This window comes from Morganella psychrotolerans, assembly GCF_965118875.1.
In the GTDB taxonomy this organism is placed as follows: domain Bacteria; phylum Pseudomonadota; class Gammaproteobacteria; order Enterobacterales; family Enterobacteriaceae; genus Morganella; species Morganella psychrotolerans_C.
Map to the genome: position 1 here is coordinate 87775 of NZ_CBCPJD010000014.1, position 17417 is coordinate 105191.

Annotated in this window: 16 protein-coding genes and 1 other RNA gene; 10 read left to right on the forward strand and 7 right to left on the reverse strand. The window is 48.0% G+C overall.

Annotated features, from left to right (window positions below):
- Positions 1-34: 34 nt before the first annotated feature.
- Both ACMHKJ_RS14270 and ACMHKJ_RS14275 read left to right on the forward strand, forming a co-directional pair.
- The gene (locus tag ACMHKJ_RS14270; RefSeq protein WP_413494888.1) at positions 35-370 is read left to right on the forward strand and encodes a ComEA family DNA-binding protein; all 336 of its coding nucleotides are present in this window, start codon (positions 35-37) and stop codon (positions 368-370) included.
- Positions 371-489: 119 nt separating this feature from the next.
- On the forward strand, positions 490-894 hold the full coding sequence (locus ACMHKJ_RS14275; protein WP_413494890.1) for an acyl-CoA thioesterase: 405 nt from the start codon (positions 490-492) through the stop codon (positions 892-894).
- A gap of 71 nt (positions 895-965) precedes the next feature.
- Here the strand turns inward: ACMHKJ_RS14275 and queC are convergent, their stop codons facing one another.
- Positions 966-1664 (reverse strand): 7-cyano-7-deazaguanine synthase QueC, encoded by a 699-nt coding sequence (gene queC / locus ACMHKJ_RS14280; RefSeq protein ID WP_413494892.1) that lies wholly within the window; start codon positions 1662-1664, stop codon positions 966-968.
- Positions 1665-1773: 109 nt separating this feature from the next.
- A complete protein-coding gene (locus tag ACMHKJ_RS14285) occupies positions 1774-2814 on the reverse strand; it encodes a PLP-dependent cysteine synthase family protein (protein WP_067399017.1) in 1041 nt (346 codons plus the stop codon).
- A 114-nt stretch (positions 2815-2928) separates the two neighbouring features.
- Between ACMHKJ_RS14285 and ACMHKJ_RS14290 the strand changes: the two genes are divergently transcribed.
- The 5 genes from ACMHKJ_RS14290 to amtB all read left to right on the forward strand — a co-directional run bounded on the left by ACMHKJ_RS14290 (position 2929) and on the right by amtB (position 8804).
- Positions 2929-3405 (forward strand): Lrp/AsnC family transcriptional regulator, encoded by a 477-nt coding sequence (locus ACMHKJ_RS14290; RefSeq protein WP_067369996.1) that lies wholly within the window; start codon positions 2929-2931, stop codon positions 3403-3405.
- A gap of 30 nt (positions 3406-3435) precedes the next feature.
- A complete protein-coding gene (locus ACMHKJ_RS14295; RefSeq protein ID WP_413494894.1) occupies positions 3436-5175 on the forward strand; it encodes a SmdA family multidrug ABC transporter permease/ATP-binding protein in 1740 nt (579 codons plus the stop codon).
- Positions 5168-6952, forward strand: a complete 1785-nt coding sequence (locus ACMHKJ_RS14300; RefSeq protein ID WP_413494896.1) for a SmdB family multidrug efflux ABC transporter permease/ATP-binding protein — start codon at positions 5168-5170, stop codon at positions 6950-6952. Before ACMHKJ_RS14295 ends, ACMHKJ_RS14300 begins: the two co-directional genes overlap by 8 nt.
- A 200-nt stretch (positions 6953-7152) precedes the next feature.
- Complete coding sequence (locus ACMHKJ_RS14305; protein WP_413494898.1) at positions 7153-7491, forward strand: P-II family nitrogen regulator; 339 nt, start codon at positions 7153-7155, stop codon at positions 7489-7491.
- Between the two features lie 26 nt (positions 7492-7517).
- Positions 7518-8804 carry an ammonium transporter AmtB gene (gene amtB / locus ACMHKJ_RS14310; RefSeq protein ID WP_413495006.1) on the forward strand — a complete coding sequence of 429 codons (1287 nt, stop codon included), beginning with the start codon at positions 7518-7520 and terminating at the stop codon, positions 8802-8804.
- Between the two features lie 70 nt (positions 8805-8874).
- On the opposite strand, the gene tesB is transcribed toward amtB, so the two are convergent.
- Entirely contained in the window at positions 8875-9735 is an 861-nt protein-coding gene (gene tesB, locus ACMHKJ_RS14315; protein WP_413494900.1) for an acyl-CoA thioesterase II, read from the reverse strand.
- Positions 9736-9972: 237 nt separating this feature from the next.
- On the opposite strand from tesB, the gene ffs reads away from it, so the two are divergent.
- Positions 9973-10069: signal recognition particle sRNA small type (ffs, locus tag ACMHKJ_RS14320), an RNA gene on the forward strand.
- Positions 10070-10655: 586 nt separating this feature from the next.
- On the opposite strand, the gene ACMHKJ_RS14325 is transcribed toward ffs, so the two are convergent.
- From ACMHKJ_RS14325 to ACMHKJ_RS14340, 4 genes are all read right to left on the reverse strand, one after another.
- The gene (locus ACMHKJ_RS14325; protein ID WP_067369990.1) at positions 10656-10859 is read right to left on the reverse strand and encodes an HHA domain-containing protein; all 204 of its coding nucleotides are present in this window, start codon (positions 10857-10859) and stop codon (positions 10656-10658) included.
- A gap of 64 nt (positions 10860-10923) precedes the next feature.
- Complete coding sequence (gene tomB / locus ACMHKJ_RS14330; RefSeq protein ID WP_413494901.1) at positions 10924-11283, reverse strand: Hha toxicity modulator TomB; 360 nt, start codon at positions 11281-11283, stop codon at positions 10924-10926.
- 566 nt (positions 11284-11849) lie between these two features.
- On the reverse strand, positions 11850-15026 hold the full coding sequence (locus tag ACMHKJ_RS14335; RefSeq protein WP_413494903.1) for an efflux RND transporter permease subunit: 3177 nt from the start codon (positions 15024-15026) through the stop codon (positions 11850-11852).
- A gap of 14 nt (positions 15027-15040) precedes the next feature.
- On the reverse strand, positions 15041-16234 hold the full coding sequence (locus ACMHKJ_RS14340) for an efflux RND transporter periplasmic adaptor subunit (protein ID WP_413494905.1): 1194 nt from the start codon (positions 16232-16234) through the stop codon (positions 15041-15043).
- Between the two features lie 127 nt (positions 16235-16361).
- On the opposite strand from ACMHKJ_RS14340, the gene acrR reads away from it, so the two are divergent.
- Both acrR and ACMHKJ_RS14350 read left to right on the forward strand, forming a co-directional pair.
- Positions 16362-17009 carry a multidrug efflux transporter transcriptional repressor AcrR gene (gene acrR, locus ACMHKJ_RS14345; RefSeq protein ID WP_413494906.1) on the forward strand — a complete coding sequence of 216 codons (648 nt, stop codon included), beginning with the start codon at positions 16362-16364 and terminating at the stop codon, positions 17007-17009.
- Positions 17010-17048: 39 nt separating this feature from the next.
- Positions 17049-17402, forward strand: a complete 354-nt coding sequence (locus ACMHKJ_RS14350; protein WP_413494908.1) for a DsrE/DsrF/TusD sulfur relay family protein — start codon at positions 17049-17051, stop codon at positions 17400-17402.
- The last annotated feature ends 15 nt before the right edge of the window (positions 17403-17417 follow it).

Sequence of the window (17417 nt, forward strand, 5' to 3'; positions counted from 1 at the left end):
CGTTTTGTGCTAAACACCAAAAGGAGATATCAGCATGAAAACGAAATGGACCTCAGCATTACTCTTAACATCAGCACTGTTAACCGGCGGTATGTTCAGTACATCCGCACTCGCGCAGTCAGCGCAAACGGATAACGCTCAGACTCAGCAGGCTGTGACTCAGGATACTGACAGCAGCCGGATCAGTATCAATACCGCATCTGCGGAAGAACTGGCGCAGAATCTCAGTGGGATCGGACCAAAAAAAGCACAGAGTATTATCGAGTATCGTACTGATCACGGGCCATTTACGTCCGCCGAGCAACTGATGGAAGTTAAGGGGATCGGTGAACGTATTTTTAGTATAAATAGCGATAAGATAGAGTTATAACATCTGCAGATGTTTACTCTTTTTCCCTCCCTCGTCTGTTGCGGGGGAGGGAAAGAAAAATCCGGCTCAGCCGGTTGGTCTGTTTTTCAAACCGGAAATGTATTAAAGGGAGAGATATTATGAGCACCAAAATTAAAGTGCTTGGCTACCATATTGATGCCTTCGGACATGTTAACAATGCGCGTTATCTGGAGTTTCTGGAAGCGGCACGTTGGGACTGGCTGGAAAGCTATGATGCTTACCGCTGGTTTAAGCAGATGGATATCGCAGTTGTTGTGGTTAATATCAATATTAATTACCGGCTGCCGGTACATCTGGGGGAGCGCCTGATTATTGACAGCTACCTGCAACACTCAGGGCAGAAGAGCGGTATTCTCAAACAGATAGTGACCCGGCAGGAAGATAAACAGGTTGTGGCGGATGCCGAAGTGACCTTTGTCTTTATTAATTTAAAAACAGGCAAAGCCCTTCCGATTGAAGGTGAGATCCGCGATAAATTTGAACTGCTGACCGCACCGGAGTAATTAGTCCGGCAGAACGAACAGATAATCCGCCGGCCATTATGACCAGGCGGATTAGCGAAGAACCGGACCGGTCAGGAAAGCCCGGTGAGTTTTTTCATCGAGGACATGACGGCATCGCGGTTTGCAAGGTAATGCGCTAATCCGTTTTGTCGCAGATGACAGGCAGCACATTCACCACAGCCATCGCCCTGAATGCCGTTATAACAGGTCAGTGTTTCCCGGCGGATAGTATCCAGTTGCCCGTAATATTCCGCCAGCGCCCAGGTTTGAGCTTTATCAAGCCACATCAGCGGCGTTTCAAAACGGATTTCACGGGCAATACCCAGGTTTACCGCATGGTTAAGTGCTCTGACGAACTCATCGCGGCAGTCCGGATAACCGGAGAAATCTGTTTCACATACACCGGTGATAATAGCTTCTGCGCCGACCTGGTACGCATAAATCGCCGTCAGGGTGAGAAACAGGATATTACGACCCGGAACAAACGTATTCGGAATATCACTTTTTTCACTTTCACTGAATCCGGGAACCGGAATATTATCGCGGGTCAGGCTGCTGACGGCGAGTTCACTTAATAAGGTGACATCCAGAACCTTGTGCGCTGCCGCGCCCAGTTTCAGGCTCAGTCTGCGGGCTACCTCTATTTCCTGACTGTGACGCTGACCGTAGTCAAACGTCACACAATGCACTTCGTCATAATTGCGGAGCGCCTGAATCAGGCAGGTAGTGGAATCCTGACCGCCACTGAATACGACAACAGCACGTTTCATCTGTAACCCTCACAATAAAAAAGATGGGGTTTTACCCAACGTCATTCAGGATGCAGGCAGCCAACACACCTGCAGTTTGAATGAATAAGGGTATATGGTAACGGCTGCATCACCATTTGGGTAGTGTTGCAAGTGCGTCGGTCAGATCACCGATATTGTCTGCCACCCACTGCGGATTGTAATAGGTGTCCGGATAGCGCTCGCCGCTGTCACAAATCAGAGTAACTATGGAGCCGCTCTGCTGCTCTGCATGCATTTGTGCCGCCAGTTGCAGCGCACCCCAGACATTGGTGCCGGTTGATGCGCCGACTCTGCGTCCGAGCAGTTTTTCCAGCCAGTAAAGTGTGGCGATACTGCATTTGTCGCTGACTTTCATCACATCATCAATGACGCCGGGAATAAATGAAGGTTCTGCACGCGGACGACCGATCCCCTCTATTTTACTGCCGGTTTCACAGCGTAAATGTGAGCATTTCTGGTGATAACAGTCATGGAATACGGAGTTTTCAGGATCAACGACAATTAATTTTGTATTGTGTCCCTGGTAGCGGATAAAACGTCCCAGTGTGGCAGAGGTACCGCCGGTACCTGCACTCATCACCAGATACTGTGGCACAGGGTGTGCTTCCCGTGACATCTGACGGAAAATACTTTCAGCAATATTGTTGTTGCCGCGCCAGTCAGTTGCCCGTTCGGCGTAGGTAAACTGATCCATATAATGACCGCCGGTTTCACGGGCAAGGCGCTCAGATTCGGCATAAATTTGTGCGCTGTTATCGACAAAATGACATTGTCCGCCGTAGAACTCAATTTGTTCCACTTTGCGCCGGGCAGTGCAGCGCGGCATCACGGCGATAAACGGCAGACCGAGCAGGCGGGCAAAATAGGCTTCAGATACGGCAGTGCTGCCGGATGAGGCTTCGATAACCGGGGTGCCTTCACGTATCCAGCCGTTACACAGCCCGTATAAAAAAAGTGATCGTGCCAGGCGGTGTTTCAGACTACCGGTCGGGTGCGTACTTTCATCCTTGAGGTATAATGAAACCCCCGGGAAGACGGGTAATTCCACCGGGATCAGGTGGGTATCCGCGCTGCGTTGATAATCGGCCTGAATAGCATTAATGGCGAATGTCGTCCATTGGGTTGTCATACATTATCTCCTCACTGTCAGTTGCTTAATCTTAGCAATTATGTGAGAGAAAAGGCTTTTTCTATTTTCTTTATCATGCATGATATGGAGAAATATATTCTCCCGGGTGAGCAAATGATAGATAAAATAGACCGTAAGTTACTGCAACTTTTGCAGGAAGATGCCTCGTTATCACTGAATACACTGGCAGAGGCGGTTAATCTGACCTCTACACCGTGCTGGAAACGGTTGAAAAGGCTGGAAGATGATGGCTATATCCGCAAGCGGGTGGCGTTGCTGGACCCGGAGAAGCTCGGGCTGGGGCTGACTGTGATTGTGATGATAAAAACTCAGTGTCACAGCAGCGAGTGGTATACTGAATTTGTTGAATTTGTTCAGCAAATGCCGGAAGTGGTGGAGTTTTACCGCATGGCCGGGGAGTTTGATTATATGTTGCAGGTCGAAGTGGTAGACATGAAACGCTTTGATCATTTTTATAAAAGACTGGTCACCGGTGTACCCGGTTTAATTGATGTGACTTCCAATTTTGCGATGGAGCGCATAAAGTACACCACCGCGTTGCCTATCCCTGAGAAAGGTGCTGCGGATTAACGATTAACTTCAGATACTATACGGGATCCCGTGAGATTATTTGCCCAACTAAAATGGTATTTCCTCAGTGAATGGCGGCGCTATGCGGGGGCTGTTTTTTTTCTGATCCTTATCGCGGTTTTACAGGTTTTGCCACCGCGTTTTGTCGGCATTATTGTTGACGGCGTAACGAAAAAAACACTGACGATGCAGACGTTGTGGGGCTGGATTGGCATTATGCTGCTTATCGCGCTGGTTATTTATGTCCTGCGCTATATCTGGCGTGTCTGGCTGTTTGGTGCATCGTATAAACTGGCGGTGCGCTTACGGCAGGATTTTTATCAGCAATTCAGCCGCCAGTCTCCGGCCTTTTATCACCACTACCGGACGGGCGATCTGATTGCCCGCAGTACCAATGATGTTGATAAAGTGGTGTTTGCCGCAGGCGAAGGTGTTCTGACACTGGTGGATTCCCTGGTTATGGGCTGCGTGGTGCTGCTGGTGATGAGTATTGAAATCAGCTGGCAGCTTACATTGCTGTCTTTGCTGCCGATGCCGCTGATGGCGCTGGCGATAAAACGTTACGGACAACAGCTCCATCACCGTTTTAAAACGGCGCAGGGTGCATTCTCCTCTCTGAATAACCAGGCGCAGGAAAGTCTCAGTAGTATCCGCATGATCAAAGCATTTGGTCTTGAAGCACATCAGTCTGCTCAGTTTGAATCTGTCGCCGCAGAGGCGGGACGGAAAAATATGCATGTGGCTGAGGTGGATGCCCGGTTTGATCCCACCATTATTATGGCGATAGGAATGTCAAACCTGCTGGCGGTTGCCGGCGGCAGCTATATGGTGATGCAGGGCACGCTGACCCTCGGGGAACTGACCAGCTTTATTATGTATCTCGGGCTGATGATTTGGCCGATGCTGGCACTGGCATGGATGTTTAATATTGTTGAGCGCGGCAGCGCCGCTTACAGCCGGATACAGGTTCTGCTGGAAACCCCGCCGGTACTGGCTGACGGAACAGAGGTGCTGAAACCGGAGCGCAGTGAGCTGGCCGTTGCAATTACTGAATTTTGTTACCCGGATACCACGCGACCGGTACTGAATGCTATCCGTTTTACGTTGAAACCCGGTCAGTTACTGGGATTGTGCGGACCGACGGGTTGCGGGAAATCTACGTTGCTGGCACTTATCCAGCGCCATTATGATGTGACGCAGGGCGATATTTGCTTTCAGGGTAAGCCACTTAATTCACTGATTTTTTCAGACTGGCACAGCCGGCTTGCTGTGGTGAATCAAACGCCGTTTCTGTTCTCCGATACAATTGCAAATAATATTGCCCTGGGACGTCCGCAGGCAACCCGTGAGGAGATTGAGCACGTGGCGCGTCTGGCGAATGTGCATGATGATATTGAACGCCTGCCGCAGGGCTATGAAACGGAGGTTGGTGAGCGGGGCGTTATGCTGTCCGGCGGACAAAAACAACGGATTTCGATTGCCCGCGCCTTACTACTGGATACTGAAATTCTTATCCTGGATGATGCACTTTCTGCCGTTGACGGGCAGACCGAGTTTCTTATCCTGCAAAATTTACGTCAGTGGGGCGAAGGGCGTACAGTGATTATCAGTGCGCACAGACTCTCTGCGCTGACAGAGGCAGATAATATTCTGGTATTACAGCAAGGCAGTATTACTGCACAAGGGCGTCATCAGGCGCTGATTAACCAGAACGGATGGTATAGCGAAATGTATCATTATCAGCAGTTAGAGGCCGCGCTCGATGAATGATCAGACACCGAAAAATCTGTGGCCGTCACTGAAACGTCTGCTCGGGTACGGACGCAATTACCGCCGTCCGATGCTGACGGCTATCCTGATGCTGTGGCTGACCGCGATTGCTGAAGTTACGGCACCGGTATTGGTCAGTTATTTTATTGATAATATGGTAGCGAAGGATCAGATAGTGCTCTCTGTGACACTGATGCTGGTAGCGGGGTTTATCGCGCTTCAGATTGCGGCATCGCTGCTTCACTATTTTCAGCTTATCTATTTTAATCAGGCCGCTGTCGGTGTGGTACAGACATTGCGGGCTGATGTCATGAATGCTGCTTTGCGCCAGCCATTGAGTGCGTTTGATACCCAGCCTGTCGGTCAGCTTATCTCGCGTGTGACAAATGACACCGAGATGATTAAAGACTTGTTCGTCAATGTGTTACCGACACTGTTCCGTAGTGTGGCACTGATCATTGTTATGCTGATTGCCATGTATTCTCTGGAGTGGCGGATGGCGCTGGTGGCAACGGCAATGTTTCCTGTCGTGCTGTTGGTTATGTGGATTTATCAGCGCCTGAGTACGCCGATTATCCGCCGGATCCGTGTTTATCTGGCCGATATTAATGACGGGTTTCATGAAATCATCAGTGGTATGACGGTTATTCAGCAATTCCGCCAGCAGGCACGTTTCGGGGAGCGGATGTTTGCCGCAAACCGCCGTCACTATGACATGAGAATGGCAGCACTGCGCCTTGATGGTATTTTACTGCGTCCGTTACTCAGCCTGGTTTCTGCCGCTATTCTCTGCGGGATGATGCTGCTGTTTGGTGTTGAGGGAACCGGTGTTATCGGCGTAGGGGTGCTGTATGCCTTTATTACGTATCTGGGGCGGCTGAATGAGCCGCTGATCACCCTGACATCCCAGCAATCAGTGTTACAGCAGGCGGTTATTTCCGGCGAGCGCGTTTTTGAGCTGATGGACAGTCCGCAACAGAAATACGGTACGGATAATGAACCGCTGGCGACCGGGCGCATTGATATTTCGCACCTGACCTTTGCGTATCAGCCCGGAAAACCGGTGTTGCGTGACATCAGTATGCGGGTAGCGGAGCACAGTTTTGTGGCATTTGTCGGGCATACCGGCAGCGGAAAAAGTACACTGGCAAACCTGCTGATGGGGTATTACCCGTGGCAGGCAGGAGAGATAAGCCTGGACGGACGTCCGCTTGAACAGTTATCTCACTGCGTTATCCGTCAGGGTATTGCGATGGTGCAGCAGGACCCGGTTATTCTCGCTGCATCATTTCGGGACAATGTTACCCTCGGGCGTGATATTGATGATGCCCGTATCCGGCAGGTACTGGAGACAGTACAGCTTGGTGAGCATGTTTCACGGCTTGAAAACGGACTGGATACGGTGTTGGGCGAGCAGGGTAAAACATTATCCGATGGTCAGAAGCAGTTACTCGCTATGGCGCGCGTACTGGTACAGACACCGAAAATATTAATTCTCGATGAAGCGACAGCAAATATTGATTCCGGCACTGAGCAGGCGATTCAGAAAGCCCTGCAACGGATCCGCCGGGAAACTACATTGGTGGTGATTGCTCACCGCCTCTCCACTATTGTGGATGCGGATACCATTTATGTGCTTAACCGTGGCGAAATGGCGGAATCCGGCGCGCATCAGACATTGCTGGCTGAAAAAGGCCGGTATTATCAGATGTATCAGTTACAGCAGGTCGGGGAATCACTGAATACACCTGAAGAGGATAGTATCGCTGCACTATAATTGTGAAACCAGTCACATAAACAGAGTGTTTTGCCATAAGTTGGTGCAATTCTCTTCCTGCCGGAAAGGCGTCTGAATAAACAGACGCCTTTTTTTATTGTAATTACATGATTTTTTTATCTTTATTTTTAATTTTTCACATTGGCATTACTTTTGCAATTTTCCGTGAGGGATAAACATCAGCTGAAACGGAGAATGTAATGAAACAGATAACTGCAATTATAAAACCTTTTAAGCTGGATGATGTAAGAGACGCTCTTAATACAGAAGGTATTCATGGTCTTACAGTACAGGAAGTCAGAGGTGCGGGAAGGCAGAAGGGGCATACAGAGTTATATCGCGGGGCGGAATACAGCGTGGATTTTCTGCCTAAAGTGCAGATTATGCTTGTTGTGCCGGATAAAGATCTGGAGCGCATTATTGATGTGATTTGCCGGTCTGCGTACACCGGGAGTATCGGAGACGGAAAGGTATTTATTTCTGAAATATCACAGGCGGTGCGGATCCGTACCGGCGAACAAAATGATGAAGCCCTTTAAACCGCACAGAGGTGATACAGATGACAATGAAACAAGGAATAATACTCACCGGTGCAATATCTGCCATGCTGCCTGTCTCCGGTTACAGTGAAACCGGAGTTGCAGATCGCGCGGATAACGGTTTTATGTTGATTTCAGCTGCTCTGGTTTATTTTATGACCCTTCCGGGGATCGCCTTATTTTATGGCGGGCTGGTTCGTCGCGAAAATGTCCTTTCAGTTATGACCCAGGTTATCGTTAGCTTTTCACTGGTTTTGCTGTTGTGGGTTTTCTATGGCTACAGCATGGCATTTTCCGGAGGAAATGGTTTTACCGGCTATCTTTCATACGCATTTCTCAGCGGGATAACAACGCAGAGTACCAGCAGCAGCATAAGCCAACTGACGCATGTGCTTTTTCAGGGCTCATTTGCAGCAATCACAGTAGCCCTTATTACCGGTGCACTGGCTGAGCGAATCCGGTTTACCGCATTTTTACTCTTTGTGGTGATATGGTTTTCACTGGCCTATGTTCCGATGGCTCATATGGTCTGGGGCGGAGGCTGGCTGGCAGAAAAAGGGGCGCTGGATTTTGCCGGCGGAACGGTTGTTCATATTAATGCGGCCGTTGCGGGGTTAGTCGGTGCTTACTTATTAGGACCGCGCCTGGCACGGGGGAAATCGGCGGCAAAACCACACAGCCTGCCGATGGTCTTTACCGGTACCGCGATTTTGTATGTCGGCTGGTTCGGGTTTAATGCCGGATCTGCAGGTAAAGCGGACGGCACGGCTGCTCTGGCATTTATCAATACTGTTCTTGCTGTTGCCGGCGGAGTGCTTGCCTGGGTTGTGACCGAATGGGGTATCCGGGGTAAGCCCTCACTTCTCGGTGCCTGCTCCGGTTGTATCGGCGGATTGGTAGGGATCACGCCTGCCGCAGGAACTGTCGGGATATGCGGGGCGATAGTTATCGGGCTGGTCAGCGGTGTTGCCGGGTATTGGGGTGTGACAGTTCTGAAGCGCTGGCTGAAAGTGGATGATGTCTGTGATGTGTTCGGTATCCATGGTGTCTGCGGAATTGCCGGCTGCCTGCTTACGGGAATTTTTACCGCAGAGGCTCTGGGCGGCACCGGTTATGCCGAGGGGGTGACGATGCTCAGACAGCTTTGGGTACAGACTGAAAGTATCATTGTGACAGTTATCTGGAGCGGAGTGATTGCTTACATCGCATTTAAGCTTGCCGCACTGACAATCGGGCTTCGTTGTACTGCTGATGATGAAATCAGCGGGCTGGATATCAGCTCTCACGGAGAGCGGGCTTACACCAGGTCGTAAGTTATAAAAAACAGGCCCCCGCTCATGATGTGATGCGGGGGCTTTTTTACAGCAGCAGAGTTACTGTCTGTCAGCTCCGCAATCGCAGAACGCCTTCCTGAACAGTAGACGCGACCAGTTCACCTGCCTGATTATAAAAATGTCCGCGGACAAATCCGCGCCCACCGGAAGCTGTCGGACTCTCTACGGCATACAGCAGCCATTCATCCAGCCGGAACGGGCGGTGATACCACATAGAATGATCCAGGGTGGCAATTTGAATTTCCGGCTGCATAAAGCCATAACCATGCGGTTGCAGAGCGGTCGGCAGAAAATTGTAATCTGAGGCGTAGCCCAGCAGATATTGATGAACCGCAGGATCTGCAGGCATCGCACCATTCGTTTTAAGCCAGGTATAGCGCTCAGGCGGACTTTCCGGGTTATTAAACGGACTGTAAAAGCGTATCGGGCGCCATTCAATAGGCTGTTCGCGCAGAAACAGTGCCTGCATTTTTGGTGGCAGGTTCGCCGCGATTTTTTTGGCAATGTCGGACTCGGATGGTAATCCTTCCGGACCCGGAACGTCCGGCATGGTGTTCTGATGCCCGAAGCTGCTCTCTTCCCCCTGGAAAGAGGCGGTCATATAGAAAATTGGCTCGCCGTTCTGAATTGCACGAACCCGGCGGGCGCTGAAGCTTTTACCGTCACGCAGGTTTTCCACATCATAGATAATGGGTTTGTGGCTGTCACCCGGGCGTAAAAAATAACTGTGAAATGAGTGGACACAACGCGCTGCAGGAACGGTTTGACCCGCAGCGTACAGTGCCTGACCGGCAACCTGTCCGCCAAAGACCTGCGGCAGACCGAGATCTTCACTTTGTCCCCGGAATAACCCGTCTTCCAGTTTTTCGAGGGCCATCAGGTTTATCAGGTTTTCTAATGCCAGGCTCATAGTTACCCTTATTAAGTATTTTCAACAGGAACCCATCATTCTAATCGCTGAATGTATAATTGAAAAATGATAAACCACCATTGTGTGCGGTTTCAGAACAGTCAGGATTGCTCAGCCTGCGGGCATACGGCACCAGGGTGGGTAAAAATACGGCGGTCAGCACCGGGCGCCTTGCTATTTCATCGCTGATCCCTGATAATGACCCCGCCTCATTATTGAGGGTTCCTATGGGGGCTTTGTTGGTTCTCCCGCAACATGAACTTGTTAACCAGGTCAGATCCGGAAGGAAGCAGCCATAGCAGGGGAATTGTGTGCCGGGATGTCGCTGGCAAGGCCCCCACCCATTTCCGGTATCAGACTTTATCTCCGTAATCTCCCTTTTTATTCTGTTACAACCGGCTTGTCGGCGGGCATTGGTGCGTGTATACACCGGCCTGCATTTTGAATGACGTCAGGTATATTTATTCAGGCACATATTACAGGCTTATTCATAACCCGGCGTTATCCCTGTTTAGCGCAAAATAGGTACAAACCTGAGATAACACCCGTCAGTATTCTGCCGCAATTAAAGTGAAACAGGATATTTGCCCCGGGTTGAATGACGTGTCTCTCATCAGAAAATAGCATGATAAGATCAATTTATTATACTTGTTTCAACCCATGGAATGAGTAAAAAGAATAAATACACTTTCTGCTATTATATAAACACAGTGTTATATTTAATAACTTCCGGAAGGAGTAAGTTAGGAAATATACATTTTTTTTATAAAGTGTATTTTTATCGTAATATAAAAATTGAACAACGCGGGAAGAATGAGATAAACGGACGAGCATGATCGAAGCCAAAGTCAGTAGTGTCTTTGGCTCTGGATCACTAAAATAAGACTATTGCTTTATAGGTCGCCGGCGACAAGACCGAATTAACGTACGAATTTCCAGACCGATGGCGGAATTTTATCGTACAATTTATTCATGGTTAATTCTGCCAGACGATGGTCGGCGGCTGAATAAAAAAGCTCCAGCTCATCATCAGTCAGTTCATACTTGTTCTTCTCAATAACACGTTCCAGTGTTTCGATAGAAGTGCACTTGCGTAAGCGCATCAGATAGTCTGTTTTAGTCATCATAATATTATCTTCTTGCCGGTTTATTGTTGCGCAATGTATTGATATTTAAGTTTATATTCCATTAATGAACAAGATGTCCCTCGCTGGTGAGCATAGAGCTTACAAGCGACGCCATCTTCTTCCATTCCTCAATATCATTAAATGAAACTTCCATACACCCGAAAAGCGCATAAGTTTCATCGATATATTCATCGATAAATGAAATGAGGTCCTTATTTTGAGTATGTTTTATCTTAAAACTCCAGACTACGTCAGCAATGTAGCCTAATAATTCATTTAGTTTTAAGTTTGAATCAGATGTTAAATCATTAACCCAATAACTATTGCTTCTGATGAGTGTGTGTATGCCATCGTGGCAGAGTTCATCACACAGATACTTCAGTACCGCAATATCGTAATTTCGTGGCGTATATTCGTCCATAATCACCTCCTGGATGTAGCCGAGAATGATAAGGCGCTGAAAAACGTTAAATAATAATTAACAAGTGAGTAAGTTATTACGTTATCGTCGTCGGTATATTTAAATATAGTCAGCCTTTATTTATAAATAAAGGTAATGTAAAGTTTGATGCTATTTGAAGCAGTAGGGCGCTCAGACTCTGATTAAGTGTTAAATCCATTTCAGTTAATGAACGTGGTGTTCCGAAAAAAGATATGGATAAAGAGATCTGAGATAACCTTCTCTGTAATATAACACTATTTATGCCGATGTCACTAGCTAAAATACAAAAAATACAAAGGTAAATGCAGAATAAATGCACTAATACGTAACTTGTAATTACACAGGTACTTAAATTTACTGATTTTTTTATGAATGGCTGATACTAAATACAATTTAGCATGACAAAAAATTACATTATCCGTAATGTTATAATTTACATTTATCAATTGTTTATTTAAGTTCCGATGACAAAAATTTAAAAATATTCATAATGATAGCGAAATAAAAAAAGGTCACTAATGTGACCTTTTTACGTTTAAGCAGGATTAAAATCCGTCGGGGCTATTACTCTTCTGAGTCACTGCATGAGCATGCTCAATATCTTCATTCTTGCTGTCAAAGCGGCGACGGATCACCACATAGAAGACAGGAACGAAGAAGATAGCCAGTGAGGTTGCGGCAATCATACCACCGAATACCCCTGTACCTACGGCGTTCTGTGCACCGGAACCGGCACCGTTACTCAGGACTAACGGAATAACCCCGAGCATAAAGGCCAGCGATGTCATCAGTATCGGACGCAGACGCATTTTGACAGCTTCCAGTGTGGCTTCAACAAGTCCTTTGCCTTCTTTCTCCATCAGGTCTTTGGCAAATTCCACAATCAGTATGGCGTTTTTCGCCGATAACCCGATTGTCGTCAGTAAGCCGACCTTGAAGTAAACGTCATTCTCCAGTCCGCGCATGTGGGTCAGTAACAACGCACCGATCACCCCGAGCGGAACAACGAGCATAACGGAGAACGGCACAGACCAGCTCTCATACAACGCAGCCAGACAAAGGAAAACGATGATGAGTGATATGGTATACAGAGCAGGAGCCTGGTTACCCGACATTTTTTCCTGATAAGACATACCCGTCCACTCGACACCAAAGCCCGGCGGCAATTCTTTTGCCAGGTTTTCCATCAGTGTCATTGCGTCACCACTACTTTTACCCGGAGCCGCACTACCCTGAATCTGCATTGCCGGTAAACCGTTATAACGTTCCAGACGCGGAGAACCGAATGTCCACGGATCCTTTTTCGTATCAATAAAAGCAGAGAATGGTACCATCTGACCGGTATTGTTACGTACGTACTGCTCAGAAATATTTTGAGGTAACATACGGTACGGTGCATCAGCCTGAATGTAGACTTTTTTCACGCGGCCGCGGTCAATAAAGTCATTGACGTAAGTTCCGCCGAACATGGTACTCATCGTTGCATTAATGGTGCTGATATCCACCCCTAATGCTTCTGCTTTCTGCTGGTCGACATAGATATGATACTGCGAGGTATCTTCCATCCCGTTCGGACGAACCTGAACCAGCATGTCCTGATGTTTACCGGCAAGACCCAGTAACTGGTTACGGGCTTGTGTTAATGCTTCATGTCCGTGGTTGGCATTATCCATCAGCTCAAGATCAAAGCCGCTGGATGTACCCAGCTCAACAATTGCCGGGATATTAAACGCATATATTATGGCTCCCGGATTTTGACTGAACTTCGCGTTAGCTCTGCCGACAATCGCTTCTACTTTATCTTCCTTAGCTTTACGTACATCCCAGTTTTTCAGAACTACGAATGCCAGACCCATATTCTGTCCCTGACCCGCGAAGCCGAAGCCGTTAACGGTAAAGGCAGATTCAACAACATTCTTCTCGGTATTAATGAAGTAATCACTCACCTCATTAAGGACAACCTGAGTTTGATCCTGTGTTGAGCCCGGTGGTAACTGAACCATTGCAAGGAATACCCCCTGATCCTCTTCCGGTAAGAAAGAAGAAGGCAGACGGATAAACATCACAATCATAACCGCGACAAGAAGTACATACAGCAGCAGATAACGCCCGGTGCCCCGCAGCATACGTCCCACACTGTCAGTATAGTGGTGCGTCTGCTTTTCAAATATACGGTTAAACCAGCCGAAAAATCCGGTTTGTGCGCCATGACTACCTTGCTTGATTGGCTTAAGCATGGTGGAACATAACGCCGGTGTCAGGATCAATGCGACTAATACTGACAGGATCATGGCTGATACGATGGTGATAGAGAACTGCCGGTAAATTGCCCCGGTTGACCCGCCGAAGAAGGCCATCGGGATAAATACCGCAGAAAGTACCATCGCGATCCCCATCAGCGCGCCCTGAATCTGGCCCATTGATACTTTTGTGGCTTCTTTCGGCGGCAGACCGGTTTCCTGCATGACACGCTCAACGTTTTCAACCACAACGATGGCATCATCCACAAGAAGACCGATAGCCAGCACCATCGCAAACATCGTCAGGGTATTTATCGAATACCCGAATGCAGCAAGGATGGCGAATGTACCTAATAATACAACCGGTACGGCAATCGTCGGAATAAGTGTGGCGCGGAAGTTCTGTAAGAACAGATACATCACCACGAACACCAGCATGATTGCTTCGATCAGTGTTTTAACTACTTCGAAAATCGAAATTTTAACGAAGGGTGTTGTATCGTAAGGATAAACAACGTGCATACCATCCGGGAAATATGGCTGCATTTCAGCCAGTTTTTCACGAACAGCATTCGCTGTATCCAGTGCGTTGGCACCGGTGGCAAGTTTAACCCCGATACCGGCAGATGGTTTGCCGTTATAACGGGCGATAATACCGTAGTTTTCCGCGCCCAGTTCAACATAGGCCACATCTTTAAGACGGACAACCGAACCATCAGTATTGACGCGCAGCATGATTTCCTGGAACTGCTCAGGCGTATTCAGACGTGTTTGCGCGATGATTGATGCGTTCAGCCGCTGGTCTTTAACCGGTGGCGTTCCGCCCAACTGACCAGCGGCAACCTGGTTGTTCTGGACTTTAATTGAATTGATAACATCAATCGTCGTCAGGTTGTATTTGACCAGCTTGTCCGGATCAAGCCATATACGCATAGCATACTGGGTACCGAAAAGCTGTGTTTCACCTACACCGGTTACGCGGCTGAGAGGATCTTTTACGTTTGATCCGACGTAGTCAGCAATGTCATCTTGTGACATGTCTTTATCATCGGAAATAAACGCGGCAACCAGAAGGAATGAACTGGTTGATTTCTCAACGGTAATCCCCTGTTGCTGAACTTCCTGCGGCAGTAAAGGCATTGCCAGTTGCAGTTTGTTCTGCACCTGAACTTGTGCGATATCCGGGTTGGTGTCAGCATCAAATGTCAGCGAGATACTCATATTACCTGCTGAGTCACTGGTTGAAGACATGTACACCATATTGTCGATACCGTTCATGTTCTGTTCGATAACCTGAGTTACCGTATTCTGAACTGTTTCGGCATCTGCACCCGGGTAGTTTGCAGAAATAGAAATCGCCGGAGGGGCAACGCTCGGATATTGCGCCACGGGCAGTTTCATGATCGCCAACAGACCTGCAAGCATGGTAATAATCGCTATTACCCATGCAAATATCGGTCTTTCAATAAAAAACTTTGGCATGGATCACTGACTCCTTATTGGGGCTTCTGAGCAGATTCATCATTCTTCGACACAGCCGCCGGCTGTGCGTTTAAATCTGCTTCGGTTGCCTTAACAACAACGCCGGGTTTGATTTTTTGCAAACCTTCCACAACAACGCGTTCGCCGCTGCTCACACCGGAGGTGGCAAGCCATTTGTTACCGTATGCCTGGCTGACAGTAACAGGACGGACTTCAATTTCATTTTTCGCGTTGACGACGTTAATAACGGCACCGCCTTTTGCTGTACGAACCACTCCCTGCTGAGGAACAAGGATAGCGTCAGGACGCACACCTTCATCCACCCGGGCACGGACAAACATACCCGGCAGCAGTGATTCAGACGGATTAGGGAACACTGCACGCATAGTGATTGAGCCGGTGGTTTCATCGACAGTCACATCGGAGAATTCCAGATACCCTTTATGGGTATAATCTTTGTTCTCTGCCGTCACCAGGGTGACAGCAATTTTACCCTGTTCTTTGTCGATAGCACCGCTGGCAATTTCCTGTTTCAGACGCAGGTAATCATCACTGGATTGTGTCACATCGACATAAATCGGGTCGATTTGCTGAACCAGTGTCAGAGCCTGAGCCTGTCCTGAGGACACTAATGCGCCTTCTGTCACAGATGATTTACCGGAAAGCCCGGCAATCGGTGATGTGACTTTGGTGTAGTTCAGGTTTATCTGAGCAGTCTGAACAGAAGCCTGTCCTGCCTGAACAGCAGCCTGAGCCTGCGCGAGAGTTGATACCGCCGTATCATAATCCTGGCGGCTGATATAGTTAGTTCCCAGCAACGGTTTATAGCGGTTTACTGTCAGGCGGGCCAATTCTGCATTGGCTTTGGCTTTGGCCAGGTCAGCCTGAGCGCTGCTGAGTGTTGCTCTGAAAGGTGCCGGATCGATCTGATAGAGCGATTCGCCCTCTTTGACGTCACTTCCTTCTTTATAATTGCGTTTTAAAATAATGCCGCCAACCTGCGGGCGGACCTCGGCAACGCGGTAAGCTGAAGTTCGGCCCGGAAGCTCGGTACTCACGGTCAGTGGTCCGGCTTTCAGTGTGACGACTTTAACGTCCGGCGGTGGCATTTCGCCCCCTTTTTGTTGCTCTTCACCACAGCCGGACAGCAGGATACTTCCGGACAGGACGAACAGCGCCAGAGGTAGAACGCCTCTGTTTTTTCGCATAGTAAACCTCTATAAAATGTCGATATTTCAACTGGTGAAATAGGGTTGCTTCACTCTTAATTCAGCGTGCTATAATACAAACATACACGAATGTATGTAAATTAACTTCAGGTGACACTGACCGTACATGGCACGAAAAACTAAACAACAGGCCCGGGAAACCCGCCAGCAGATTATTGATGCCGCATTAATAACCTTCAGTGAGCAAGGTGTTTCGTCGACGTCATTAGTGGATATTGCAAAACAAGCGGGTGTCACCCGTGGCGCGATCTATTGGCACTTCAAAAATAAAGTGGATCTCTTTACTGAAGTCTGCGCAATAACTGATACAAAAATTGGATTGATTGAACAAGAGTATCGGGCAAAACACCCGGATAATCCACTTTTAGTGTTTAAGAAAATATTAATTTACATTTTAAAATCAGTTGCATTGGATACGAAAATGCGGGCGATTATGAGTATTTCCTTCCACAAATGTGAATTCACCGGTGAAATGAGTGAGCTTATTGCCATTCGTCAGAATTTATACGCAACAGAATATTCCAGAATTGAAGTATTTTTGATTGAAAGTGTTGCGCAGGGGTTTTTACCTGCCACTCTTGACCTGCGCCGTGCCGCCATTATGTTGCGGGGAATGATAACCGGGCTGTTAGAAAACTGGCTCTTTTCCAATGAGAGTTTTAATATTGTCGGACAGGCAGAATATTTGGTTGACGGTTATCTGGATATGCTGATGCTCAGTAAGAATATGCAACTACCGCCGGCAGACGCCTGACACACATTTTCCGAACAATCTGACTCAAGGATCTCATGTATGAAGCCTGTATTAATTATTGCCAATGGTGCTGCGTATGGCAGTGAATCTCTGTTTAATGCATTACGTCTGGCCATTGCGATTAAAGAACAAGACAGTCAGGTGCCGATGAATGTCTTTCTGATGTCTGATGCTGTTGTCGCCGGATTACGCGGGCAGCAACCGAAAGAGGGATATAATCTGAAACAGATGCTGGAGATATTGCTGGCGCAGCAGGTGGAGATTAAACTGTGCAAGACCTGTACCGATGCCCGCGGAATGACAGACCTTCCTCTGGTTGATGGTGTGCAGATTGGTACACTCGGTGAACTGGCACAGTGGTCACTGGATGCTGAAAAAATCATTACATTTTAATTCTTGTATACCCAA

Coding starts and splice junctions, on each gene's coding strand:
- ACMHKJ_RS14270 (WP_413494888.1), top strand. CDS start 35: ATGAAAACGAAATGGACCTCAGCATTACTCTTAACATCAGCACTGTTA.
- ACMHKJ_RS14275 (WP_413494890.1), top strand. CDS start 490: ATGAGCACCAAAATTAAAGTGCTTGGCTACCATATTGATGCCTTCGGA.
- queC (WP_413494892.1), bottom strand. CDS start 1,664: ATGAAACGTGCTGTTGTCGTATTCAGTGGCGGTCAGGATTCCACTACC.
- ACMHKJ_RS14285 (WP_067399017.1), bottom strand. CDS start 2,814: ATGACAACCCAATGGACGACATTCGCCATTAATGCTATTCAGGCCGAT.
- ACMHKJ_RS14290 (WP_067369996.1), top strand. CDS start 2,929: ATGATAGATAAAATAGACCGTAAGTTACTGCAACTTTTGCAGGAAGAT.
- ACMHKJ_RS14300 (WP_413494896.1), top strand. CDS start 5,168: ATGAATGATCAGACACCGAAAAATCTGTGGCCGTCACTGAAACGTCTG.
- ACMHKJ_RS14305 (WP_413494898.1), top strand. CDS start 7,153: ATGAAACAGATAACTGCAATTATAAAACCTTTTAAGCTGGATGATGTA.
- amtB (WP_413495006.1), top strand. CDS start 7,518: ATGAAACAAGGAATAATACTCACCGGTGCAATATCTGCCATGCTGCCT.
- tesB (WP_413494900.1), bottom strand. CDS start 9,735: ATGAGCCTGGCATTAGAAAACCTGATAAACCTGATGGCCCTCGAAAAA.
- ACMHKJ_RS14325 (WP_067369990.1), bottom strand. CDS start 10,859: ATGACTAAAACAGACTATCTGATGCGCTTACGCAAGTGCACTTCTATC.
- tomB (WP_413494901.1), bottom strand. CDS start 11,283: ATGGACGAATATACGCCACGAAATTACGATATTGCGGTACTGAAGTAT.
- ACMHKJ_RS14335 (WP_413494903.1), bottom strand. CDS start 15,026: ATGCCAAAGTTTTTTATTGAAAGACCGATATTTGCATGGGTAATAGCG.
- ACMHKJ_RS14340 (WP_413494905.1), bottom strand. CDS start 16,234: ATGCGAAAAAACAGAGGCGTTCTACCTCTGGCGCTGTTCGTCCTGTCC.
- acrR (WP_413494906.1), top strand. CDS start 16,362: ATGGCACGAAAAACTAAACAACAGGCCCGGGAAACCCGCCAGCAGATT.
- ACMHKJ_RS14350 (WP_413494908.1), top strand. CDS start 17,049: ATGAAGCCTGTATTAATTATTGCCAATGGTGCTGCGTATGGCAGTGAA.